This window comes from Nitrospirales bacterium (genome assembly GCA_031315865.1).
Lineage (GTDB): Bacteria > Nitrospirota > Nitrospiria > Nitrospirales > UBA8639 > JAGQKC01.
Window position 1 is genome coordinate 2,081,220 of record JALDRJ010000002.1, and the last position, 23,101, is coordinate 2,104,320.

Annotated in this window: 27 protein-coding genes; 10 read left to right on the forward strand and 17 right to left on the reverse strand. The window is 51.5% G+C overall.

Annotated features, from left to right (window positions below; genetic code table 11):
- Positions 1–212: 212 nt before the first annotated feature.
- Positions 213–665: a hypothetical protein gene (locus tag MRJ96_09630; protein MDR4501695.1), complete on the forward strand. Its 453-nt coding sequence runs from the start codon at positions 213–215 to the stop codon at positions 663–665.
- Positions 666–861: 196 nt separating this feature from the next.
- On the opposite strand, the gene MRJ96_09635 is transcribed toward MRJ96_09630, so the two are convergent.
- Together MRJ96_09635 and MRJ96_09640 are read right to left on the reverse strand one after the other, a co-directional pair.
- Complete coding sequence (locus MRJ96_09635; GenBank protein ID MDR4501696.1) at positions 862–1,422, reverse strand: YqgE/AlgH family protein; 561 nt, start codon at positions 1,420–1,422, stop codon at positions 862–864.
- A gap of 215 nt (positions 1,423–1,637) precedes the next feature.
- Positions 1,638–1,910: a Fe(2+)-trafficking protein gene (locus MRJ96_09640; GenBank protein ID MDR4501697.1), complete on the reverse strand. Its 273-nt coding sequence runs from the start codon at positions 1,908–1,910 to the stop codon at positions 1,638–1,640.
- A 138-nt stretch (positions 1,911–2,048) separates the two neighbouring features.
- Between MRJ96_09640 and MRJ96_09645 the strand changes: the two genes are divergently transcribed.
- Positions 2,049–2,978: a Ppx/GppA family phosphatase gene (locus MRJ96_09645; GenBank protein MDR4501698.1), complete on the forward strand. Its 930-nt coding sequence runs from the start codon at positions 2,049–2,051 to the stop codon at positions 2,976–2,978.
- An 83-nt stretch (positions 2,979–3,061) separates the two neighbouring features.
- Here the strand turns inward: MRJ96_09645 and MRJ96_09650 are convergent, their stop codons facing one another.
- Positions 3,062–4,564 carry a class I SAM-dependent methyltransferase gene (locus tag MRJ96_09650; protein MDR4501699.1) on the reverse strand — a complete coding sequence of 501 codons (1,503 nt, stop codon included), beginning with the start codon at positions 4,562–4,564 and terminating at the stop codon, positions 3,062–3,064.
- Between the two features lies 1 nt (position 4,565).
- Complete coding sequence (locus tag MRJ96_09655; GenBank protein MDR4501700.1) at positions 4,566–5,282, reverse strand: iron-containing redox enzyme family protein; 717 nt, start codon at positions 5,280–5,282, stop codon at positions 4,566–4,568.
- A 139-nt stretch (positions 5,283–5,421) separates the two neighbouring features.
- Here MRJ96_09655 and MRJ96_09660 point away from each other — a divergent pair, with 139 nt between their 5' ends.
- The 4 genes from MRJ96_09660 (at position 5,422) to MRJ96_09675 (ending at position 8,673) form a co-directional block, all read left to right on the forward strand.
- On the forward strand, positions 5,422–6,171 hold the full coding sequence (locus tag MRJ96_09660) for a polymer-forming cytoskeletal protein (protein MDR4501701.1): 750 nt from the start codon (positions 5,422–5,424) through the stop codon (positions 6,169–6,171).
- Between the two features lie 184 nt (positions 6,172–6,355).
- Positions 6,356–6,802, forward strand: coding sequence for a polymer-forming cytoskeletal protein (locus MRJ96_09665; protein MDR4501702.1), 447 nt, complete (start codon positions 6,356–6,358; stop codon positions 6,800–6,802).
- A gap of 115 nt (positions 6,803–6,917) precedes the next feature.
- Entirely contained in the window at positions 6,918–7,652 is a 735-nt protein-coding gene (locus MRJ96_09670) for a CopD family protein (GenBank protein MDR4501703.1), read from the forward strand.
- Positions 7,653–7,896: 244 nt separating this feature from the next.
- Positions 7,897–8,673 carry a hypothetical protein gene (locus MRJ96_09675; GenBank protein MDR4501704.1) on the forward strand — a complete coding sequence of 259 codons (777 nt, stop codon included), beginning with the start codon at positions 7,897–7,899 and terminating at the stop codon, positions 8,671–8,673.
- A 676-nt stretch (positions 8,674–9,349) separates the two neighbouring features.
- On the opposite strand, the gene MRJ96_09680 is transcribed toward MRJ96_09675, so the two are convergent.
- The 11 genes from MRJ96_09680 to ccmA form a co-directional block, all read right to left on the reverse strand.
- Positions 9,350–9,586, reverse strand: a complete 237-nt coding sequence (locus tag MRJ96_09680) for a type II toxin-antitoxin system HicB family antitoxin (protein ID MDR4501705.1) — start codon at positions 9,584–9,586, stop codon at positions 9,350–9,352.
- On the reverse strand, positions 9,583–10,002 hold the full coding sequence (locus MRJ96_09685; GenBank protein ID MDR4501706.1) for a putative toxin-antitoxin system toxin component, PIN family: 420 nt from the start codon (positions 10,000–10,002) through the stop codon (positions 9,583–9,585). Before MRJ96_09685 ends, MRJ96_09680 begins: the two co-directional genes overlap by 4 nt.
- 212 nt (positions 10,003–10,214) lie before the next feature.
- The gene (locus MRJ96_09690; protein ID MDR4501707.1) at positions 10,215–11,132 is read right to left on the reverse strand and encodes a hypothetical protein; all 918 of its coding nucleotides are present in this window, start codon (positions 11,130–11,132) and stop codon (positions 10,215–10,217) included.
- Positions 11,133–11,153: 21 nt separating this feature from the next.
- The gene (locus tag MRJ96_09695; GenBank protein MDR4501708.1) at positions 11,154–11,627 is read right to left on the reverse strand and encodes a cytochrome c-type biogenesis protein CcmH; all 474 of its coding nucleotides are present in this window, start codon (positions 11,625–11,627) and stop codon (positions 11,154–11,156) included.
- Positions 11,624–12,178 carry a redoxin domain-containing protein gene (locus MRJ96_09700; protein MDR4501709.1) on the reverse strand — a complete coding sequence of 185 codons (555 nt, stop codon included), beginning with the start codon at positions 12,176–12,178 and terminating at the stop codon, positions 11,624–11,626. Before MRJ96_09700 ends, MRJ96_09695 begins: the two co-directional genes overlap by 4 nt.
- On the reverse strand, positions 12,175–14,124 hold the full coding sequence (locus tag MRJ96_09705) for a heme lyase CcmF/NrfE family subunit (protein ID MDR4501710.1): 1,950 nt from the start codon (positions 14,122–14,124) through the stop codon (positions 12,175–12,177). Before MRJ96_09705 ends, MRJ96_09700 begins: the two co-directional genes overlap by 4 nt.
- Positions 14,125–14,300: 176 nt before the next feature.
- Entirely contained in the window at positions 14,301–14,756 is a 456-nt protein-coding gene (ccmE, locus tag MRJ96_09710) for a cytochrome c maturation protein CcmE (protein ID MDR4501711.1), read from the reverse strand.
- A gap of 7 nt (positions 14,757–14,763) precedes the next feature.
- On the reverse strand, positions 14,764–15,252 hold the full coding sequence (locus MRJ96_09715) for a cytochrome c maturation protein CcmE (protein ID MDR4501712.1): 489 nt from the start codon (positions 15,250–15,252) through the stop codon (positions 14,764–14,766).
- Positions 15,249–15,974 carry a cytochrome c biogenesis protein CcsA gene (gene ccsA / locus MRJ96_09720; protein MDR4501713.1) on the reverse strand — a complete coding sequence of 242 codons (726 nt, stop codon included), beginning with the start codon at positions 15,972–15,974 and terminating at the stop codon, positions 15,249–15,251. Before ccsA ends, MRJ96_09715 begins: the two co-directional genes overlap by 4 nt.
- Positions 15,975–16,055: 81 nt before the next feature.
- On the reverse strand, positions 16,056–16,733 hold the full coding sequence (locus MRJ96_09725; GenBank protein MDR4501714.1) for a heme exporter protein CcmB: 678 nt from the start codon (positions 16,731–16,733) through the stop codon (positions 16,056–16,058).
- Between the two features lie 19 nt (positions 16,734–16,752).
- On the reverse strand, positions 16,753–17,391 hold the full coding sequence (ccmA, locus tag MRJ96_09730; GenBank protein ID MDR4501715.1) for a heme ABC exporter ATP-binding protein CcmA: 639 nt from the start codon (positions 17,389–17,391) through the stop codon (positions 16,753–16,755).
- 271 nt (positions 17,392–17,662) lie between these two features.
- On the opposite strand from ccmA, the gene MRJ96_09735 reads away from it, so the two are divergent.
- Together MRJ96_09735 and MRJ96_09740 are read left to right on the forward strand one after the other, a co-directional pair.
- Positions 17,663–18,304 carry a TlpA family protein disulfide reductase gene (locus MRJ96_09735; protein MDR4501716.1) on the forward strand — a complete coding sequence of 214 codons (642 nt, stop codon included), beginning with the start codon at positions 17,663–17,665 and terminating at the stop codon, positions 18,302–18,304.
- The gene (locus MRJ96_09740) at positions 18,291–19,037 is read left to right on the forward strand and encodes a cytochrome c biogenesis protein CcdA (GenBank protein MDR4501717.1); all 747 of its coding nucleotides are present in this window, start codon (positions 18,291–18,293) and stop codon (positions 19,035–19,037) included. Before MRJ96_09735 ends, MRJ96_09740 begins: the two co-directional genes overlap by 14 nt.
- Positions 19,038–19,112: 75 nt before the next feature.
- Here the strand turns inward: MRJ96_09740 and bamD are convergent, their stop codons facing one another.
- Positions 19,113–20,087: an outer membrane protein assembly factor BamD gene (gene bamD, locus MRJ96_09745; protein ID MDR4501718.1), complete on the reverse strand. Its 975-nt coding sequence runs from the start codon at positions 20,085–20,087 to the stop codon at positions 19,113–19,115.
- Positions 20,088–20,259: 172 nt separating this feature from the next.
- Here bamD and MRJ96_09750 point away from each other — a divergent pair, with 172 nt between their 5' ends.
- Complete coding sequence (locus MRJ96_09750) at positions 20,260–21,279, forward strand: ketoacyl-ACP synthase III (GenBank protein ID MDR4501719.1); 1,020 nt, start codon at positions 20,260–20,262, stop codon at positions 21,277–21,279.
- A 186-nt stretch (positions 21,280–21,465) separates the two neighbouring features.
- On the forward strand, positions 21,466–22,404 hold the full coding sequence (gene ispH / locus MRJ96_09755) for a 4-hydroxy-3-methylbut-2-enyl diphosphate reductase (protein ID MDR4501720.1): 939 nt from the start codon (positions 21,466–21,468) through the stop codon (positions 22,402–22,404).
- Positions 22,405–22,656: 252 nt separating this feature from the next.
- Here the strand turns inward: ispH and MRJ96_09760 are convergent, their stop codons facing one another.
- Positions 22,657–22,830, reverse strand: coding sequence for a Flp family type IVb pilin (locus MRJ96_09760; protein MDR4501721.1), 174 nt, complete (start codon positions 22,828–22,830; stop codon positions 22,657–22,659).
- Positions 22,831–23,101 lie beyond the last annotated feature (271 nt).

The window sequence follows — 23,101 nt, forward strand, 5'->3', positions numbered from 1 at the left end:
ATAGCGTTCCGGCTTGAAAATGTCTGACTCATGGCTGATAGAGTATATCTTCAGTGAAATGCTCTCTCATTAGTACGCTGACCTCAAGGGGGGAGACGTCGTATTGGATCGGATACAGGTTGTATCCTTATAGATAAGCATGATGATGGTGTGTCGGTCAGTCATCTGAGAGTGACTGGATGTGATGACTTGAGGAGAATGACAAGAAAAACATGACAACATCCATTTTACCAGACTATTTTTTTATCACAGCGATTCCGACTCCAACCTGGGGGCAAGTGCTGCATCGTTGCCGTTTCTCGAGCTTTCGCGACGAGCAGTTATCTTTGTACCAGTTCGAGGCCAGTACCGGGTTGACCCTTGAAGTCCGGCCATTTTATGAAGGATGGGATTTTCAGTCCCCGAAGCCGTCCGGTACGTTCTTCTCGGAACGATACCATCAACATACCTTCATGGATATTATTGACGCCGTTCGCGAAGGGACATTGGATGGCAAGGTGCTGACGTATCCGGAATTATTGTCCGGAGAGGATAGCATGGTCGTGTATTTCTGGCCTGACGAAGCCGCTATCGGGCAGGGTGAAGGAATCCATGGCGTCCAGTTGCTCCGCAACGCGTTCGATCTGTTCGAAAAGTTGCTGTCGGATTCAGTGGAGAAAAAATAACGCATCGATGAACATGATAAAAGGGACGTTCTATTTGTATGATCGTCAAGCATGAAATCGTTCAAAGAATTGAGACCCTCGAACATTCATATCTGACCTACGATCCACTATCCGGTTTTTCCCGCAGCAGTTGATCTGAGTAAATCTCCAGAAACTTCTTCCGAACAGACAACCTCGCAGGCTTGTTTCCCCAGGATTAGTTCAATGATGGGTCGACGGGCATGTCCATGTAGATTTTATAACTTTCGTCTAACGATTGAATGATTTCACCCCAGAGCACGGTGGGATCTTTCTCGAATACCCATGAGGGATCGGCGGGCAGTGTAAGCCATGATCCAGTTTGCATCTCATTTTCCAGTTGACCAGGAGCCCAACCGGAATACCCCATGAATGCTCGGAAGGCTTCATCCTGGGAAGGCTGTTCTAAAATTCGCTCGAGTGTCTGAATATTCCCTCCAAGATACACGCCATCGACCACATGGTGAGTGTCCGAAGGTTCATTGGGAACCCGGTAGAGGATCAATAGACTGTTCTTTTGAACGGGGCCACCGGTAAAAACGCGATGCCGCTGGCCCTCAATGATTGGAATTTGGGGTAAGACCTCGGTGATGTTGATTTCGGTGGGACGGTTAATGACGACACCCAATGCCCCTTCTTGGCCGTGCTCGCACAACAAGATAACGGTTTGCCGAAAGTTCGGGTCACGTAAAGACGGTGTGGCGATCAGAAAAATCCCTTTGCCTAGTCGCGTGTTCATGCATTCATCCTAACCTGCCTGATTTACATGTTCAAGTATCAGATAATCGAGCGGGGCTTATTGGATTGTTTGTCTGAGTAGAATCAAGCGGATCGGGCTTGGAGTGTAACGGAGAGAAACACCGCATGGTGTATGAGCCGTGCTGATCCTTGATGCCGTCGAAAACTTTCCTGGTAAGTCACGAGGTCGCCACAAGAGTGGAAGCGGGTTTGCGGTTAGGTGCGGTAGTCTTTAAACTCTGCATTCGCGTCCGGTAGTTTAAAAAAGGCGCGCATTTGATTTTTGAGTGTTGCGCGCGCATTTTCGTCTCCGAGGTTGAGGCGATATTCATTGATCACCATGGTTTTGACCCCGCCTGGGCGGTTCCACTCGTCCCAGCACTCTTGGCACACGTTGTTCTTGATCTCGTCTTCCAACTTGCCCAAGAACAGATTATCGGTGATCATTTCCGCGGACTTTTCGCATTTTAAGCAGGAAATTTCAGACATATGACCTTACGCTCCTTTGCCGAAGTAAAAAATGATAGAAACGAGATTCCCGTAGTGGACATGCAATCCTATCACACCTTTTTGTCTCAGGAAAAGTAAGAGGTTGCAGTGAATTATAAACTGGAAGGAACGATAAACATGATTGTGGCTGGTATAGATATTGGGACCTTAACCTGTCGGTTGTTGATTGCTGAAGTTCAGGCAGATGGGAGTTTTCGGGAGCTCGAAGCCGACCGTCGTTTGTTGCGGTTAGGGGAAGGTCTTGATGAAACGGGGTCGCTTGGCCTTCCGGCGATGACAAGGGTCGTCGAGGCGTTGTCGCAGTGGCGGGGAAGAATTTCGATGCGTCGAGCCGAGGCTACGGTCGTTGTGGCGACCAGTGCGGTTCGAGACGCCAAGAATCAACGGGAATTCCTGGATAGAGTCAAGCGGGAAACAGGTTTTGAGGTCGAAGTGCTCAGCGGAACGGAAGAGGCGCGCCGCACGTTATCGGGAATGAAACATGGCCTTCTGCCTCAGGTTGACTCTCTGCTTGGTCTTGATATCGGTGGAGGGAGCACGGAGTTTATTCGAGCGTTCAACGATGAACGATTGCAGGTCGCCTCGTTGAATATTGGCGTGGTCCGGCTATCCGAGCGATGCCTGCATGCAGATCCACCGGAACCCCAAGAGCTTGCCTCTGCCGAGCGCATAATTCGTCAGGAGCTGGAATCAATCCGATCGATCGCCGTCGATGCCACGAAGGCTACGCTTGTCGGTACCGCTGGAACCATCACGACCTTAGCCGCTATGGCGCAACGGTTATCGCATTATGAATCGGCTCGTATTCATAACTATTGGCTGTCTTTGGAGACTGTTTGCCAACTCCAGAAAGAACTCTGCGCACGAAAAGCCGAAGAACGAGCTCAACTACCGGGGTTGGAGCCGGGGCGAGAAGGCGTCATCGTGGCAGGAACCGTGATCCTTCGAACGGTGATGGGGACGTTCGGATTCGAGCGTTGTTTAGTCAGCGATTACGGGTTGCGCGAAGGGATCATCGTGGAATGCGCGGAGCGGTTGAGGCGGTAAGCCTATCGAACGCGTTTGCTGTTGGAGTGTCCGCGCGAATCGTATCCGTGGACTGGTGAAATCCATACAGGCCGGATGGCCGATTATCGCTGACTGTACCACCGGAATCCTTTGGATTCCTGGTAGTTTGGCCTGTGGAATTTCGCGCCCGGCTTTTCGAGCATCAATACCTTGAAGTCCCAAAGTCCGAACCAGGCCGGGTCCAACACGCTATGATAGTGCAGGCCCGTTAATTTAGGGAGGGTTTCCCCAAGACTGTCCTTCAATTCGGCGTGCGTGTAGGCGCGGACGGAGAAGGGTTTGTCGAGGCTCGCGCAAATACGACGAATTGCGTAGGCCGCTCCGGTACACAGAACTTGCGTGTTCCCGGAAATATTCAGAAGCTGCGGCAGCGCACAGTATTGTTCACGGAAGCCAAGGCCCCGAGCGGCATGCCGCATGTGTGAATATTGAACTTCATACTCGGTATGTCCCGGTAGCTTCACGGGTTCGGGATAGCCGGTCTCGATCCCAAACTCGATCATGATGGCATGGCCCCCCGGCTTCAGGACCCGCCAGGCTTCCATGAGGAATGAGAGCGCGCCGAAATTGAAAATAATCTCGTCCGGGAACGGGGTATCCAAAGGCAGATGCAATCGGCGAATCAGGTCCAACGCCGCTTGATGTTGCGGGGTCGTGCCTTCATGAGTTTCCAATTCTTTCGCGGTGAGTTGAACCGGAGTCATGTCGGCGAGGTTTTCATTGTCGATGATGAGGTCAACACTGCCGTCCCTGAATGGAAGCTGTTCGGCGTTGGCCTGTATGGCCGAGGCTTGCCATCCGGCAGATTGCGCTAAACGGGTCTGTGATCCCAAAAAAGGTTTCGTGAGGTCTAAGAATGTATAAGACATGCCGGCACGTTCTTCCGCACTCAGCTCTCCGGCCAGCTCTTTTGAAACGTACCCCAAGCCGGCGCCGACTTCAACGATGCACGTGGGGCGTGGAGAAAACCATCCCATCTGTCGAAGGGTCGTTCCCAGCAACCGGCCATAGGTCAGGCCATGTAACGCTTCGCAAGGCTCACGGAACAGATGTGACACGGTCGTCTCGATGATTTCGAAATGACCATGTTGAGTCTGGATTCCTTGCATATGAAACTTCGAGAGATGATCTTCCGTTTCCTCCGAGACATTCCCATGCCATTTCTCTCGAACCTTTTGTAATAACAGGTCCCATTTGGCTTCGGTGTTGTGTCCGCTGGGGGCTTCTGTTCCGTAAAAACACAGAGAGTATCGCGGCAGAGCCCAACGTTCCAAAAACCACTGGCCTGTCTCCTGGTTGGGACCACAGACCCATTTCCCAAAACGACTCAGCAGGGTGGCCAGGGTCGATCGGCCATCCATGGCCCCCAGCAGTGAAGCGCCCATGCGGTTGAGTTTGATCAACGGCAGGTCCTCATCCAGGGGGCTCACCCACCATTCTTCAGGCCCATGCTGGTAGATGATGAGATCCGGCATGCGCCAGGCGCGCTGCGTAAGGATTTCGCCCTCAAGCGTGAGTGCGTCGTCGGTCTGTGTCGTCGGGTTTGAACTGAGAGAATCTGGCACGTCACGAGTCCTTCATATGTTCAGATTGAAAAACCGCGCGGCGCATGCCTGTCCAGAAAGCGTCCCACCCATCGGCGGCGGTTCGAGCTCCGGAAACCACGAGTGCTAGCTTTTCCGGCGTTTGGGCTGTCTTCTGCACGGCTGTGATGAGCCAATCGCTGTGCGCGATTTCTTCTTCGAGGTGCATGGAAAAAAACGTTAAATCCTGCTCCGTGAATCGCGGATACTTTTTCAGTCCCGGCAGGAAAAACCGGAACTCGGACACCGCGGTCGTTTCGACGGCCAGTTCCGCGCCAAGCGCTTGTAAATACCCCGCTTCGAGGAACAGGTGCCGCAAGATGTCCAGATAATGGCGATTTTCCGGGATGGGCCGCGTCAGACGGAGTTCGTCTATGTCGATGCCCGCAGCCGCGGCGAACCGTTCAAGATGACAAATATGAGCCTGGGTCACGGTGCCGCTGCCGAGTTCGGAGTACAGGGTTTTTGTCAGCTCCACGCGCATTTCCAGTTCTTCGACCGGAGTCTGAAAGAGCAGGCCTTCGAGGAGCTTCACAAAGTGACGGCAAAAATAGTGGTACTGCGTGGTGAAGACGTAGAGTTGTTGCGGTGTTAGCCATCGCTCCCGGAATTCAATAAAGAAGCGATGAGTATTGACTGGATGGTCGTGGAGCTCAGCCAGCAGCGATTCCAGGGAACAATCGTGGACCGATTCAGCCATGTTTTCGGTTCCTCGCTTTCCAAAACAACGATGCGCTTGCGCGAGCCTGAAGACTACATGAAGTCCGGAAAGGCCCGCAACTTTTTCCTGACGGGAGGAGGCCATGCTGACATGACCGGGATGACGAACGATCGTCTCAATGGTGCTTCCTGGTAGTTGTGAGACAGTACCGCCATTTTGTCATGATTGGTCGGAAAACGGTCAGGATTCTTCAAAAACTGCCGAAAAGGTAACTGAAATTCTGGTGCCTGTCATCCCTCGCCGGCGAATTGACCGCGTGACGTCGCGAGTGACAGACCCGTCTGGCCTTGAAAGGATCATCATGCCGCAGATTGCCATATTGCATGGAAAACCGTCCAGGTTGAAAGGGCCGATGTTTCCGATCCGCCGGATCGCCAAACTCGTGAAGCATCCGAAAGCTGCGCCATCGGCAGCACCTGCGCCCACTGCCTGGCAGGAGGAGAATCCCGCGGCGTTTATCGGTCCCGGTGGCGAATGCAAGGGGGTCATCGTCGGAGACGGCAAGATGCGTATCGATGGCAGACTCGAAGGTGAAATTCATGCCAATGGAGAGGTGATTGTCGGGGAAGAAGGCGCTGTCGAGGCGGACATTCAAGCCGATTCGGTGATCACGCAAGGACACATTACCGGCAATGTGAATGCGAAGAAAAATATCCACCTCAAGTCCACCGCTGTTCTGAAAGGCTCGGTCAAGACGCCGTATCTGTCCATGGAAGAAGGGGCCGTGCTCGAGACCGATTGGAATATCTGGATCAATGGCGGGCGGATTCCGGGGAATGTCTGGAATGAGATGTTTCAATGGGGAGCCATCAAGCATCCACACTGGTGGCCGACGGAAGTCCCGAGCCTTCCCGTCACAAACATGTAAATGAAGCGTCTGATGAATGGACAATAACGGCACACAATGAGTTCTGACCGGGGCAGATTCAAGAAAGTGTCACGAACCACCGACAACAGTTGGAGAACGATCAAGAGAAGAGAGAACGAGATCGTCGACCAGACTAATCACCAACAGAATCCCGATAGCCGGGATAAGGGAAGGAGAGAGTCACATGGCCATTGAATTAGATGAACGAGAAACCGTCAACGGTCAATCCGCTACAACCACGAATGGCGGAGGGGGAGGCTATCGAAATGGATCGACGCCTGCCGGGGTCAAAGGCGATGTCGTGGCCTTCATCGGCCCGGGTGTCGAATTCAAGGGGGTGATCAGCTACCAGGGAAGCGTGCAAATCGATGGAAAACTCGATGGAGAGCTGCATACCGAAGGCACCCTGTTAGTCGGAGAGCAGGCCGTGATCACGGCTAAAATCAGCGCAGGTTCCGTGATCAGCCGTGGAGAAATCAAGGGGGATATCGTGGCGAAAGACAAAGTGCAGTTGCTGTCTACGGCCGTGATGGAAGGGTCCCTCAATACGCCGCAATTGTCGATGGAAAATGGCGTGGTGTTGAACGGAACGGTCGAAATGAAATCCAATGGCGCCAAAAAAATGTATTGATTCTGGAGAGTTGAGGCGTTTTGATCGAATCAATCTGAAGAGAACGCAGGCTTTTGAACGTGAATTTTAGCCTGCGTGAGCGAGAAGGCATGAACTGTGGCGTTTTGTCGCAAGGATGGCCGCTCGACATGTCACAAGTCTTCCGAACGGTGACGGTTCGGAAGGCAACCCCGCCGTACGAATCACAGGAAATACGATAAAGCAGCTTGCCAGTCGGCGAGATCTCTCATGCGGCATGCCGGTCTCGCCACAATCCTCTCGACGCAACCAGACCGAATTTCCTTTCCTGAAATCTTTGACTGCCTGGAAAAGTCTCCAGTATAGTTCTACCCGCTCCGCAACCAAGGACCCCCAATCAGAGAGTAGATTTTCCTCGATGCCCTTATACCTTGTCATTTGGATTCATCTCGTCGCGGCCATCACATTCATTGGCGGTCTGCTGTATGTGCAGCTTGTGCTGAGACCCGTGCTCTCCGCTCAAAGTAAAAATACCGGTGAAGCCCAGGATATTCTGAAGAAGACCGATCAGCGATTCCGGACGATTTCATGGGTAAGTCTCATCGCGCTTATCATTACCGGAGCCTTTAATATGTTGAGCGAAGGAGGATCGGCCAGGATCGAAACGGCCTGGGGCGTGGTGTTGATGTTGAAACTCTTTCTCTTCGCCATCGCGTTCGGGTTGGTCCTGATCCATGACCTGGTCCTCGACCCCTATGCACCATCCCACCGGTCGTCCCGTCCCGATGCTTCCCATCCCGGTCACATGACCAAAGCCCTTCTGGTCCAACGCCTCATCCTCACCCTGGCGCTCGTGATTCTCTTGATCGCGACCTATCTCACAACGATGTGAAGAACTGGCTCAAGGCGCCTAGAGAACTCGTGTATACTGAATAAAGTGTCGATAAGTAGAACTGTACGTCATATTTATCGAATTTGTAATTATGGTTCTAGCCTCAAAAGTAGAACAACCTCGTTGGCGAGTTTTGCTCTTATATTTTTCCTTAGCGGCTTGGCTTGGTGGATGTACGACCACTATTGAGTCTGTCCACTTCGATTCCGATATTCAAAAACCGTATGCTTCTGGGTATGGGAACATGGATGTAATAAAGGGTGATGCAGTTCCAAAGGTGCACTTTGTGAGCCCTGATGTTGTGAAGAAAGTTGAAGATCGCAGCATAGGACGAAAAATCGGTAATAACATTGTCGTTGGAATGGTCGAGGGCGCCAAGAGCGGTCTGAAAGTAGGTGTTGGTATCTGTGCAACAATATTGCGGAGTGGCGGCGCGAATACCCCAGAAGCACTTCTGCTTACTGTGCTTCTTTGTGGAGGAGCAATGTCTGGTGCGCCTGTCTTAGGAGGAATGATCGGAGGATTGTCAGCACCGTTCGTTGAGGACATGCCTGAAGAGTCGCAGTATCAATTGTTTGTCAATGAAAATATCTTCCAGTTGATGAGAGCGAATATCTTAGCCATTGCCCCTGAGAATTCTAGCAAGAACTTATGTAAACACGGCCCCAAAAGAAATGAGCGGTGGTCATTTGAAAAGGAAGAGGCTCCCATTGAAAACCATCTGAAAGTAAATGTTGTCGAAATCGGGTTTATTCAAGAAGCTTCAATGCAGAGGGAAAGCTATAATCTTCTTTTGAAACTTGAGCCAGTCTTGACGGATCTTAATAACCAAGTCCTTGCCAAGCAAGAGATCGAGATACGTCATACAGCACATACATATGAGGAATGGGCTGAGTACGACGGTCAATTATTGAAAACGGCATTGGCTCAAAGCTATCGGGTCGCAAGCCAGTTAATCGTTGGCGCGCTTATTTTAGAATGTGAGGGAGAAGGGGAAAGGGCGGCCATCCCGCAGAGCTGATTACCGAAACTATGAGTTACTGAAAAAGTCTTGGGTAACAACCGTGAGTAATTCAAAATCATTTGTTGTTCGAACAGGCAGTATCTTGCCGTGAGGACCTTTTGTTTGTCTTAAATACGCCAACACGTGCGGCTTGACCCGTAACGAGATAGGAATACTCGTTGGGGCCTTTTGCGGTCCACGCTGGCCGCGTAGTCGTTTCATCTCTTTGGCCAGTTTCGGATTCACCTCCTGAATGGGCCGAAACGATCTGAAATCCTCCTTGGTTATCTCGCGGACCTCGCCGTTTTTAGTCGTGAGCTTTTAAATAGACTGTCAAGCTTTTGGGGTATACAAATGGTAGCAGGCACATCCGTGCGACCATCCACGGAAGAACGCAGAATTTCCCGGATACAAACGAACCAAAAACATTCGAGTAGTGTAGCTTTTGTCAGTCCCGCGAAATTAGAAAGTACAGTTTGGTATCAGGAGATCGAAGTCGACGACGCGCTAGCTTTTCAGGACACGCACGTAAAGCGGCTCGGTCTAAGAAAGGAACGGTACAGCATAGCCTGAATTTTGGATGGCTCATCCGTAGAGAGAGTTTGGAAGGAGGCTTTGCAGACAGCAGAATCTGGAACATGACAGGGTAGTAGATTGGGGGAGGGTAGATTCTACAATGAAAAGACTAAAAGATTCAGGGTTCATCTCCTGTCAGGGGCGGCCGAGCCGGCACTTTTCGCAAGATCTTACGTAAGGTGCCTTTTTTGGCTTTGGCGGCCCGATTTTGTAAATAGTCCTCGGTCATGATCGCCGAAATCTTTTCTGCGACAGCAGTAGAAATAAACTGGTTGATGGACACTCCTTCTTTTTGGGCAACTTCCTTAATATGTCGATGGATCGATTCAGGCAGTCGTAAATTCAGCGCGCTCATGTCAGTTCCTCCAAGAAGAGCCTTGGTGTCACGGCCCGGATACCAAATTGTGTACTCTCGTGAAAATCCTTGACATTGTGGGTCACAATCAGCGGCGCTTTTGCTGCCACGGCTAACTCAAGGATGTGATCGTCCTTCGGGTCCTTTAAACAGGGGCGCCACAAATAGGAGATTCGATGGTGGGTGCTCACCTGACATAAATAATTCAAAAGTTGTTCAATATCGTCACCGGTTAATCGCAACATTGTCGTATGTCGTTTTAAGACCTCTTCGTACTCAAACAAGAGGGTTGTCGAAAGGTTCAGTTTAACGACTCCTTGCTCAACCAATTGAAGGATGCGATAGGACCCTCCACGTGAGGAATATAATCCAGCATGCAAGACGTTGGTATCCAGGACAACTTCAATTTCTTCCATGAAGTATAAATGATACCGTATATAGTATCATTATTCAAGGTGATCTCTTTTCGCCGTGTAGCAGGAGCAAACTAGCCTGAGCGAGGGCATACCCTATGCAGTGGCCATCGTATGTATACAGCATCACCAAATAATGGCAGAACTCTGTCCTATCCACGAGATTTATTCTTCCGTGGACTTGGTGATTAACAGCTACGCTTAGTGCTCTATTTTTAAAACGGCACGTCGCCGGCGCGCAGTTTGGCCAAGGCGTCTTTCACGAACTTGGCATCTGGGCTGTTGGGCTCCAGGTTTTTAAACGCCAGGGCCCAGGCTTCTTCGGTTTCTCTCGGTCGTTTGAGGTACCACAACGTCAATCCCCGGTACCAGTTCACGCCCGGTTCATTCGGCCGGTCAATCAGCACCTTGTCAAAATAGTCCAGCGCTTTCTGAAACACTTCCGGGTCATCGAATTTTCGTGTTTCGATCAGAATGACGCCTAAATTGTAGGAGGCTTCGTTGTTCCGGGGCTGGAGCTCTAAGACTTTGGTCCATGCTTTCCGGGCTTCCTCATGCCGATTGAGGACCTGATACGAGCGTCCTGCCATGATTTGCCCTTCAAGGTCGTCCGGGTTCTTTTGCAATCGTTTTTCGAGGCGGGCGACCATTTCCAATGGATTGGGCCCGCCGGCTCCTGCCGTTTGCGCTTGCGCAGCGGCATTGAGTTTTTCAAGAGCTTGCACTTGCACCCATAGATAGGTTCCCAGCGATGAAAGGAGCACGATGAGCCCACAGATGGTGGCAGGAATCCAGACTCGTTTTCGTGCTGGCGTGGACTGGGAGTCTGTGGCTCGAATGCCGGAGTCTTCCTGGAGCCGGTCAATCCGGTCGAGTACTTGCAACAAGCGATGTTCGTCCGTCGCTTTGAGTCGGGTATGATCTTCCGGTTCCAGACGTTTTTGAGCCAACTCCACGTCCAGTTCCTGCAATGAGCGGATGAGCACCTCGCGTTCGACGAATAAATCGGCGAGCTCTTGCTGTTGCTCATCATGATGAAACGGTGAAAACGGGTGAGGGTCTTTTCTCCAGAACGGGGACGTGATCGCCACGATGACGAGAATGAGGATGATCGTGACAGGAATGAGCAACATGATGATTCGTGAGGTAAACGGTCAGGATTGGAGTTCGCGTTCGATTCGTTTCCGAGCTTCGACATCGAGCGGAGGCGGCTGGTCCTGTGGCTTCGGGGACGGTGGTTTGACCCAGTGTCTGACTTCTTTGTACAGAAAAAACCCTCCGACCACGAGAAGGATAAACGGCGCAACCCAAATCAACCAGTTCATGCCATGTTTCGGCGGCTGCATCAGTATATAGTCGCCGTACCGGCTGAGAAAATAGGCGTGAATTTCTTCCGGCGTCTGTCCTTGCGTGAGCCTTTCGCGGATGACGCCGCGCATTTGCACGGCCAGGGGCGCGCCCGATTCCCAGATGTTTTCCGTTTGGCAGACCGTACATCGCAGAGTCTTCGCAATCTCCCGCACTTGGATGTCAAGCTCGCTCTCGTCTACCACCTTGGCCAGCGCCGGTGATGGCGGAGACAGCCAGAGGAGAAGCAGGAGGCAAAGAGCGAAGGTGCGATGAATCATGTCGATGCCGGCGTCTTGTTCAAGAGCGGAGTGATGACGTTTTCCGTGAGGTTCGTGTAGACCTGTCCAACGATGGGACCCACCCACTTGTGTCGAATGATGCCCTGCTGATCGATGACGAAGGTTTCAGGAACGCCGTAGACTCCGTAATCGATGGCCACGGTGCCGTTGATGTCCCGCACATGCTGAAATGTGGTGCCATATTGTTTCAGGTACTGCCGGGCATTGGGGAGTTCATCCTGGTAATTGACCCCAAGCATGACAAAATCCGGATGATCCTTGAATTGTTGATGGAGACGCAGGATATCCTCATGTTCCACTTTGCATTCGTAGCACCACGAAGCCCAGAAATTCAGGAGGACGACCTTTCCTTTATAGTGATCCAGGGAAATGGGTTTTCCTGACTCCACGTCCGGGCCCGTGAAGGTCGGCGCGGTCGTGCCGATGAGCACGGTGGGAATACTTCGCGGGTCTCCCCACAGGCCTTGATAAAACAGGGCGAAGAGCCCCAGCAGGCCGATGACGATAGCTATTTGTAATCCACGACTCATTCTTCTCGTCTTCGTGGCCGGAAAATATTCAGCAAGACTCCCAATCCCATAATCCCACCGCCCCCCCACACCCACAGGATGAGCGGATTAATCACACCTCGGGCCACGGCGACGCCATCGGGTGACACGTCGGGCATCGTCAGGAAGATGTGCCCCATGTTGATCGCATAGATGGCCGATTCGGTCGTCGGGCTCTGGGACGCCGTGTAGACGCGTTTTTGCGGGCGAAGTTTCGTGATTTCTTCATTTTCGCGCGTGACTTGAAAGACGCCTTCCTGCGCGGTCCAGTTCGTTCCTTTCACCTCGTGAATGTTCAAAAGCTTCATGTCGTAGTCAGCGATGGAGAAGGTGTCGCCCACTCGCATCGACACGACTTTTTCGGTCTGGTAGATCGTCGACGCGATGATGCCGACTACGAGCACCAGCACGCCGATGTGCGTGATGAGGCTGGAATACCGGCGTTGATTCGCGGAGAAGGCCTTGAAAAATCCCTGCAACAGATTGACATGTTCCCGGTTGGCGTAAAGTTTTGAAATTTTCCCGAAATCCAGAAAGATCGCCGAAGCGGAAAAGCCCACCACAAAGCCACCACTCAAAGCATAGAGACTATGAATGCCTGTAAGCCAGAGGAGGATGGTTGTTACGACGCCGACTATCGTCGGAACCAGGAAATTCTTCTTAAGCATGCTGGTCGAAGCTTTTCGCCAGGGAATGTAGGGGCCAACACCCATGAGAAACAACAGTCCGAGCGCGATGGGCATAAAGACCGCATTGTAATACGGCGGCCCCACGGTCACTTTTCCGCCTTGAAGGGTTTCGACCATGAGGGGATACAGCGTGCCCAAAAAGACCGTTGCGGCGGCCACGAGGAAAAACAGGTTGTTGAAAAGGAAGACCGATTCCCTCGAGATGAATGAGTCCATTTCGATCTGGCTTTTGAGTTTTTTCGATTGAAAGATGAGCGCTCCAAAGGCTATCCCGATGACGGTCGTGATGAATAACAGGATGTACAGGCCGCGTTCAGGGTCGGTGGCGAAGGTATGGACGGAGGTCAAGACGCCGCTTCGCACCAGGAACGTGCCGATGAGCGACAGGGAAAACGTGATGATGATTAAGAGCAGGTTCCAGACTTTGAACATCTTCCGTTTTTCCTGAACCAGGACGGAATGCAGGTAAGCCGTGCCCACCAACCAAGGCATGAATGACGCGTTTTCGACCGGGTCCCATCCCCAATAACCTCCCCATCCCAATTCGTAGTAGGCCCAGTACCCTCCTAACAGGATGCCGGTAGTGAGGCACAGCCAGGCAAAAATCGTCCAGCGCTGGGTGACTTTTATCCATTCCTCTCCGAGCCGGCCGGAAAACAAGGCGGCCATCGCGAAGGCGAAGGGAATCGAAAAGCCCACGTAGCCCATGTAGAGCATCGGGGGGTGCATCACCATCGCCGGGTCTTGAAGCAGAGGATTGAGGTCCTTCCCGTCTGCGGGCGTGGGAACCAACCGGGCAAAGGGGCTGGATAAGAACACGATCAGAGACAAAAAGCCCAGCATCACTCCCGATTCCACGGCGATCAGGTAGGGCATGATCGTGGGTTGAGTGCGCCAATGCAGCCAAACCGCTAACGTGCTGAAGGCCGACAATATGAAGGCCCACAGCAGTAAGGACCCTTCATGCCCTCCCCAGACGGCGGCCACGGTGTAAAAGAAGGGGAGTTTGGAATTGGAATTATTGGCGACGTACAGGACTGAGAAGTCCCTCGTGAGGAATGAGTAGACCAGAGAGGCCATGCCGACGAATAACAAGAGAAAGATGGCGGTGACCGCTATGCGACCGACCCGGACCCAGTCTGGGTTTCTCGACCGCAGGGCCGCAAGGGCGGACCCGATGCCCAATAAGGAAAGCACCCAGGCAACGACGACAGAAAAATGGCCGATTTCGATGATCATGGATACTCAGATTGTATCAAAAGTGGAATCCGGCTAGGCCACCAACGCTTCGATGGCTTGGGGAAACCGTTGAGTCAATGGGGAAAAGAGGTCCAAGAAGGTGTGACGCAGGCTATTGGTTTTCCATTGCTGGCTCTTCATGTCCCTAATGTTTCGCTCTCTGTTGATCACCATCTCTAAGGAGAGAGGGTCTTCATGAAATCTTTCTTTGGTAATTCCACGCCAGCCCGTTTCATCTCGATTGGCATGTAATCTTCAGAATGTTTCGCCATGATCATATTGGAATGAAAGACGTGATCCGCCCGCCAATGCCCCTCGGCCACGGCCCCCTGGCCTTCCTTGAACAGGTCCGGCGGAATCCCCTGAAAGACTACAGGAATCGTCGCTTCGCCATCGGTCAATTCAAACGTAAGGCCTACAGGGTCGGATTGCGTCTTAATGCTTTCCTTGACGACCATCCCGGCGACTCGAATTTTTTGTTGAGCCTGCTCAGCCGTAAACGCGCGTACTTCTGAGGGTGTGACGAAATAGACTAAATTCTCGCCAAAGTTCCCCAACGCCAAATAACCCAGCGCTCCCGCGACGAGGAGAACGCTGATGATCAGACTGGTTTTTCTGCCTGTGCTCCACATAGGTCACTCACTCGGCTTCATAGAGTTTGGAATCTTTAATTTCCTGGTATAAATATGTGACTTTTCGGCTCATGAAAAACACGTAGGCCACAAGGCCGATCAAGGCGACGATATAGGCACTTGCGACAAAGCCATAATTGGTCACGAGAGCCGTCTCTCGCGCGAAAAAAATCTGGTCTTCCGGGTTCCATTGTCCGATGAGTATGAGCGTTTTTAACTCGCGCAGGTTGTCCGGAGGCGGTCCCTGGTACTGCACGTGTAAGGTCTGCGAATCTCCGGACAGCTCGAATTCCGCCTGACCGGATTCGGGATCGCCGCGCAAGCTCCCGCTTTTGACCATGCCTTGGACGCGGATGGGTTCTTGTGACACATGTCCGGTACGCACCATTTCCGGGCTGACGCTGGCCAGATGAGTCTGATAATTGCCGGTTGCAAGTATGGCCAATACGATCATGATCCCAATGATGCCTGCCCATCGTAGATAAAACGCGGTCATGAGGTGGATTGAGACAAGTGAATTTGGCTCAGCAGCCGTCCTTTTTTCGCTTCGAGCAAGTTGGTTAAGTATAACATTTGCGTTCGAATCATGAGCATGTAGATAAATAACAGGTTGAAACCCAGGCTCATGATCGACAGGGGCAGCAGAATATCTCCGGTCATGCTCACGCCTCGCATGGAGATGGACAGTGGTTGATGGAGCGTCCGCCACCATTCGGCGGAAAAATAGATAATCGGCAGGTCGATGCCTCCGACGATCGCGAGCACCGCGGCGTAGCGTCCAACTTTATCCGGGTCTTCGACGAACGTGCGGAGCATCAGGTACCCGGAGACAATCAAGAGAAGCACCGCGAATGACACCAATTTCGGGTCCCATGTCCACCATGTATTCCAGGTGGGTTTTGCCCAGATGGCTCCCGTAATGAGGGCCAATGTCGTAAAGGCGACGGTAATGCCCGCGGCGGCCTGACACATATTGTCCACGAGTGGGTCTCGCTTCCATAAATACCATAAGCTTCCGATGAACAGAGTCATATAGGCCAATAGGGCCGTATGCGCCAGAGGAACATGGACATACATGATGCGAACGACCTCTCCCTGGTAATAATCCGGCGGAGAGTCGAGCAGTCCCAGGTACAACCCGTAAAAGATGCACATGGCCGAAATCGCACCAAACCACCCCTTGAACCGTTGAATACGTCTAATAAAGCGATTCATCATAGTTTAGTCAGGATAAAAAGCCATTAATTGCATGGTTCGGATGGTTAGGCTGCCAGGTGACAGTGGGGATTCTTCTGATGACTATGAGTCCAAGATCAACTCAAATAGCCAAAAGGACGCCACGGTGAAGATGATATCAAAAACCGTCAGAAGCTCAATCCATTGTGAATAGATGGCGAATGGCTGTGCATTGAGAGCGCCTCGAGTAGCCTCCACTGCTGCAATCATCACTGGGACGGCCAGTGGAAGGAGCAAGACTGGGAGCATGACCTCTCTGGCACGAACCTGAACCGTAAGCGCTGAAAACAGCGTCCCCACAGCGGAAAGTCCCACGGTGGCTAAAAAAAATATTAACAGAAGAATCCCGATTTCTTCAACAATATCAAGATTGAAGAAGAGAACGAAGAGTGGAAACAACATGACTTCCACAACGAGCATGAACAGTAGATTCCCTAGCATCTTTCCTAAATAGATGGCTCCCTTGGGAGCGGGACTCATCTGCAGGTATTCGATCGCGTCGTTCTGTAATTCCGCCGTAAAGGATTTTCCGAGTCCGATAATGCCGGTAAAGGCGAATGAGACCCAAATGATGCCGGCGATCAGCTGCTGGGCCGCATCCTGGTCCATCGAAAAACTGAAACTGAAGACCAAGATGACGATAAGAGCGAAAAACAACATCGACGAGAGCGTTTCCCGGCTTCGCAGTTCGCTGATGAGGTCTTTCCATACGACCCACTGAATGATACTGAAAAAGGTCATGAGTGGTGTGCGGCGTGCTTCACGACAATGTGAGGGACCCTTGCCGCAGCAGTCCGCTACGGGTCGAGACTTTGTGCGCTTTTTCCTGATCGTGAGTGGTCATGACGACGAGACCGTTACGTGTCATCACTTCGAGAATAATGGTGTTCGTCGTCTGTACGCCAGCTTCATCAAGGGCGTTATAGGGTTCATCCAGGAATAGCACTTGAGGTTGCGCGAGGATGACCTTGGCTAATGCGAGACGACGCTTCATGCCGGCGGAAAAATTCCGTGTTTTCATGCCCGCGAACGCTCCGAGGCTGACGCGATCCAATGCTCGTTTCATGTCTTGACTTGAAGGCTGTTGATTGCGCATGGCCAGCGCAAACCGGAGATTTTCGAGCGCGTCCAGGTCATCGTACAGGTGTGAGCCATGGGCCAGGAACATGATGGTTTGCCGGACAGCATCTTTCTCTTGAATCCCATCCTTCCCAAAGATCGAAAATTCACCGCTTGTGGGCCGCACGAGGGTGGCGAGGATACGTAATAGCGTGGTCTTACCCGCCCCGTTTGACCCGAACAGCGCAAAGCATTGTCCGCTTGAAATCTCAAAGGAGAGATTCTCAAAAATTCGATAATTGCCGAACGATTTCGTGAGGTTGACTGCCTGTATGGCCATAGATGAAGCGTTTTGTCACTCGTGTGCCCGCTAGTCTACGCAACGGACTGACGGTCTGTCTATCTGTGTGAACATCGCTGATGAAGGCCGCTTGGTGTCGTTGATGAGTATGGTACACTATGATAGGTCAAATATTGACGCTCCTGGTGGCGAGAATTATATTGAAGCCTCGATGACGGCCGAATTTACCGGGTCCAAGGTCCTTACGTATCGATCCAAGAAGACTGCCGGGATGTAAAAGAGCTGTTTCAAAACTGGATTGGGAGATTGGATGAAGAATACGATCATGAATGTGCCGCTTTGCTTCGTCATGAAGAGGAATCCGCGAATATCAGCATTGGCGATTGCCCTAATATTCGCCGCCACGTTGGGGTGCGATTCAGGTTATTCTGGCCTTTCCGACGTCTCGTCTACGGATTATCGGCTTGCTGTAAAGCGGGGATGGCCGAAAATCGGGGACGCCTCTCCTCCCTTTACACTCATCGATTTGGAAGGTCGACAGGTGAGCCTGTCGGATCATCGCGGAAAGGTCGTGCTGCTGAATTTTTGGGCCACATGGTGCGGTCCCTGTCGGGTCGAGATGCCGGCTATGGAAGCCCTCTATCGTGACATGCGGAGTCAGGGGTTGGAGATTTTGGCTGTCTCCGTCGATGCGCAGGGTTCTCAGGTGACCAAGCCTTTTCAAGAAGCCATGGGGTTGACCTTTCCTATCCTGCATGATCCCGACTATGAAGTTGGTGGAGCCTATGGAGCGCGAACGCTTCCGATCAGTTATGTGATTGACCGCGACGGCATTATTCGTCACCGGGTGTTCGGTGCCAGAGACTGGAATGGCTCTCAAGCCAAAGAACTGATCCGGGAACTGCTTGCTCCTCCGGCTCAATCTCCCATGGTGAACGATGGATTCCTTTAATCAAGTCTCCCTCCTGGCCGCCTTTAGCGCGGGATTTCTCTCGTTTGTTTCCCCCTGTGTCCTGCCATTAGTCCCATCCTATATTTCCTACATCACGGGGTTGTCAGTCGAGGAATTAGCCAATGCGCAAGAACGGGAGCGGTTTCGAAAAGCGATTATGTTGAATTCGCTCCTGTTTATCGCCGGGTTCTCCAGCGTGTTTATCGCATTTGGTGCCTCGGCCAGTTTTATCGGGCAATTGTTGTACGAATACCAAGACCTGATCCGAAAAGTCGGGGGCGTGCTGATCGCCGTTTTTGGGCTCTACTTGATGGGAGTGCTCAAACTACGGTTTTTAATGACGGAACGTAAACTACTGCATTTTGAGAAACGTCCGTTAGGGTACATCGGCTCTTTTTTGGTGGGGACAGCGTTTGCCGCCGGGTGGACACCCTGCGTAGGGCCGGTATTGGGTGGTATTCTGGCCTATGCCAGCACGACCGAGTCGATGCGAGACGGTATAGTGCTCCTCACGTCGTACTCGGTGGGATTAGGGCTCCCGTTCTTTCTGGCTGCTTTTGGAGTGGATAGGTTTTTAACTCACTTTAAAAAAATCCGTCATTACCTGGGTGGGATCTCCATCGTCAGCGGCATGCTGATGGTCGCGATCGGCGTCATGTTGTACACCAATGGCGTGACGATGTTGACGAGCTTCCTTGAACGTCACGGGATTGGTTGGTACCTCGGACAATAGGTATTGTTTTCAGCCTCTTTCTTCCTACTCGGATACTCCACGCATCAGGCCAAGAACCCTCTCTTCGCTTCTACTTTAACACCATTGTCCCGGTCTACAGGTCTTGTTCGTGGATGGGGCCAAAGAGGGTTGCGGGGAAGATTCACACCATGCCCCGATCGAGCATGAGGCTGCCCCTCCTGTCGGAGTTTGAGATGTCGATAATTCAGTGGTGGAAGGGGATGGAGGCAGGAAGTGCGTTTGAAGTCGTGATAGGTCCGGTTGTAACTTAACAAGCTTTATATCTTCTTTAGGCGTGGTATCCATGTCCGGCACTTCGAGCTCGGGGTGCTGCTGTTTTAGCTGCGTGAGCATTTGCATACCACGTTCATACGTCGAATGAGATTGATGGTTTTGTACGAGATCGACAAGCCAGTCTTTGGCCCATTCTGCATCGCCGAGTTGCTCATACGTCTGGGCAAGGTGTAACTTGGCTATTATGGCGGCATCCAGTAGAGGGTATTGATCCACGATATGCGTGAAGCGATGGGCGGCAGCCAGGAACGCTTCACGGTTGTAATAAAATTCGCCAACGAATAAGTCATGTTGAGCCAGGTGTTCCTGGCATGTTCTAATATCCGCACGCGCTTCTTCTTCATAACGGCTGTTCGGGAAGTCTGTGATGAGTTTGCGAAAGGCCGTGATCGATTCTTCAAGCGGAGCCGGGTCCCGATCAATCGTTTGGAATTGCTTAAAGTGACTCATCGCGATTTTATACTGGGCGTACGAGGCTAAAACGTGGTTTCGGTGAAGATCCAGGAAATGTTTGTATTCCACGATGGCTTCCGAATATGATTCTTTTTCATAGTAGGCTTCTGCGCGTTTCATGATCACGTTAGGGTCGTAATTCATTTCAATCGAATCACCGACAAAAATTTGTTCATCCGTTCCGCTCAGGACGGTCTGAGGATCGGCCGGAGGGGCATTCTGTGTGGATGAGCAACCTGTCCCAAGAACGCTGGAGGATAGGCCAATTGCTATAAGAACGGTGGTCAAATTTCGAAAATTCATATGAGTCGATTCCTGTGGGTAATTGCTATGGACGCTGCCTTTGAGCATAACACAAAAAACGTGCCAGGCTAGCAAAGCATATGAAAGCAAATCAAATTTATGTCGTTTGCTGGCCGTTCATGTGGTGTTTTCCCTTCAGAGAGTTGTTTTATAACCTCAAATCTTCACAATTATGAGTAATGCCTCCCAGGCACATTCATCACCCTGTGTAACCAGGATTGCAGGTACCGGGTCATATTTACCCACTCGGATCGTTTCCAATGCCCAAGTGGCTCGTCTGCTCGGGGTGGAAGAAGGCTATATTTATCGTGTATCGGGTATTCGTGAGCGTCACTGGAGTGAGCCATCGGAGACTTGCTCCTTATTGGCAGAGCAGGCCGCTCGTCAGGCGCTCGATCAAGCCAAGCTTAAGCCTTCGGACATTGATACGATTCTATTGTCCACGACCTCTCCGGAAATGGGAGGATTTCCCTCCACCGCCTGTCTGCTGCAACGTCGGCTAGGGATCAACGGCGCCAGCGCTTTTGATATAAGCGCTTCATGCTCAGGGTTTTTATATGGACTGTCTCAGGCGGATACCTTGATTCGTTCAGGGTACAGTCGGCGATGCCTGGTGGTGGCAGCCGAAGTCAAATCCTGTTACCTCAACCCGGACAATACGGGCACGGCCCTGTTATTCGGTGATGGAGCCGGTGCGGCAGTGGTGACCCAAGGACACGATCCTCATGTAGGGATCCAAAATATTCGACTCTTTTCTGACGGCCAATATACGGACTTGGTCAGCATTCCGGCTGGAGGATCTCGTGAACCAATGTCACCGTCGACGGTCCAGGCAAAGCGCCATACGCTTCGATTGAAAGGCGCAACCCTGTTTCGAGTCGCCGTGAAACAGTTGGCGCACTCTCTCACTGAGCTTCTCGCGTCTCATCAGGTATCGGTCGAAGATTTGGATCATGTCATGTTTCATCAAGCCAATGGTCGAATTCTGGCGAAACTCGCTGCGCGCTTGCACATACCTGTCCGCTCGGTGTTTTCGGTCATTGAGCGCACCGGTAATACCTCTTCGGCTTCTCTGCCTCTCACACTTGATATGGCCAACAGGCAAGGACGTCTGAAGCCAGGGGATCTCATTTTGCTGGGAACCTTTGGCGGTGGGATTACATGGGGAGGCGCGCTTTTGCGATGGGGCTGAATCAAAAGAGTCAGTAAGCTGTCCTAAGGAGAGAGAGGGGGATGTCTCCAACAGACGCTCTATTTCTATATTGACGAACGCAGCCATTTCACCTATCGTGGCCATGACGGACGGATGGTAGGATTTCTGAGAGTGAGTGAAGTAAGTAATGACTATTGGGTACAACATGAATAGACGGAGGCAGCTGTGAAAATTTATTTGGCGGACCCGCGTGGGTTTTGTGCTGGCGTTGATCGGGCAATTGAGATCGTCGACTTATCTCTGAAAACCTACGGAGCCCCGATTTACGTACGTCATGAAATTGTCCACAGTCGTCATGTCGTCAACTCTCTTCGTGAAAAAGGGGCGGTCTTCGTCGAAGAGTTGGACGAAGTGCCAGATGGCGCGATCGTTATTTTTAGTGCCCATGGCGTCGCCAAAAGTGTCTGGGAAGAAGCCAATCGCCGAAATCTGAAGGTCATCGATGCGACGTGTCCCTTGGTGATCAAGGTGCATAACGAGGTCAATCGCGACTATACCAATGAATATGAATTGATACTGATCGGGCATTCGGGTCATCCGGAAGTAGTCGGGACGCTCGGCCAAGTTCCAGATAAGTTTCACCTGGTTTCGTCGGTAGAAGATGTTGAACGTCTGATCGTAGAAAACCCCAATCACTTGTCTTACGTCACGCAGACCACATTGAGTGTGGATGAATGTCGCGATATTGTCGAAGCGCTCAATCGACGATTTCCGGGAATCAAGGGGCCTCATCAAGAAGACATTTGTTATGCCACGCAAAACCGGCAAAATGCGGTCAAGGAGCTCGCGAAGCATGTCGATGTGATACTGGTCATCGGTTCTCCGAATAGTTCCAATTCCAATAGGCTTAAAGAACTTGGAGAACGGTGCGGTAAGGCGTCGTATCTCATCGATTCTTACCAGGACATTAAGCCAGAATGGCTGGATGGGGCGAAGGCCATCGGGATTGCGGCCGGAGCTTCGGCTCCTGAAGTGCTCGTCACCGAAGTCGTTGAGAATCTCAGGACTCTCGGAGCGGATGAACTTGAAGAATTAACGGTCGTTGAAGAAAATGTAGAATTTCTCCTCCCCCGTGAGCTACTGGCTTCTCAGGCGAAAGCCTAGGCGTTAGCCTCTCCTCTCAACTCTACAGTTTTTATTCCCTCGCGCATGGACCTGAGTCTTCTGCCTCACCAAAATTCTGGTATTGTCATGAGGGAGACTGTGAAGATCTTTCTCCTTATTAAGCATTCCAAAGGCCACAGAGTAGGATCAAGGATTTTCGAAGTTTGTTCGAGGATTTACGGAAAACTCAAATCCTTGGTGTGCCGTTTCTTACTGATAAAACGGGTAAGAAACGGCGTTGAGGGATTACTTTTACGATGCGGCGCTCATCGATGAAGACAAGGTATTAAAGGTGTTGGCTACGGTTTGACCGAGGACGGTAACGGCGCCGATGATGACGGCGGCAATCAAGGCGGCTAATAGTCCATACTCCAAAGCGGTGGCACCTCTTTCGTCATGAAAAAAATGCATGATGTGCGTCAACATGGTCTCGTCTCTCCTGATGCCGGACATAGTAATGAGATGTCAAAAACGATCGTCTGTCCCAATAGGTCGATCGCTGACAGTGTGGAGGGATTCCACCTCTTGCTCAAGGCGCAAGGCCAGGCCATGATAAACCCGTGATTCAACTCGTTATTTCGGAGCCTCTGACTAAATACTTGATGAAATACAGAGGAATTGAGCGCGGCGTAATCCCTATCTTATCCACAGCATCCACAATATATGGGATTGATCTTATGGATGATCCACTTCATTT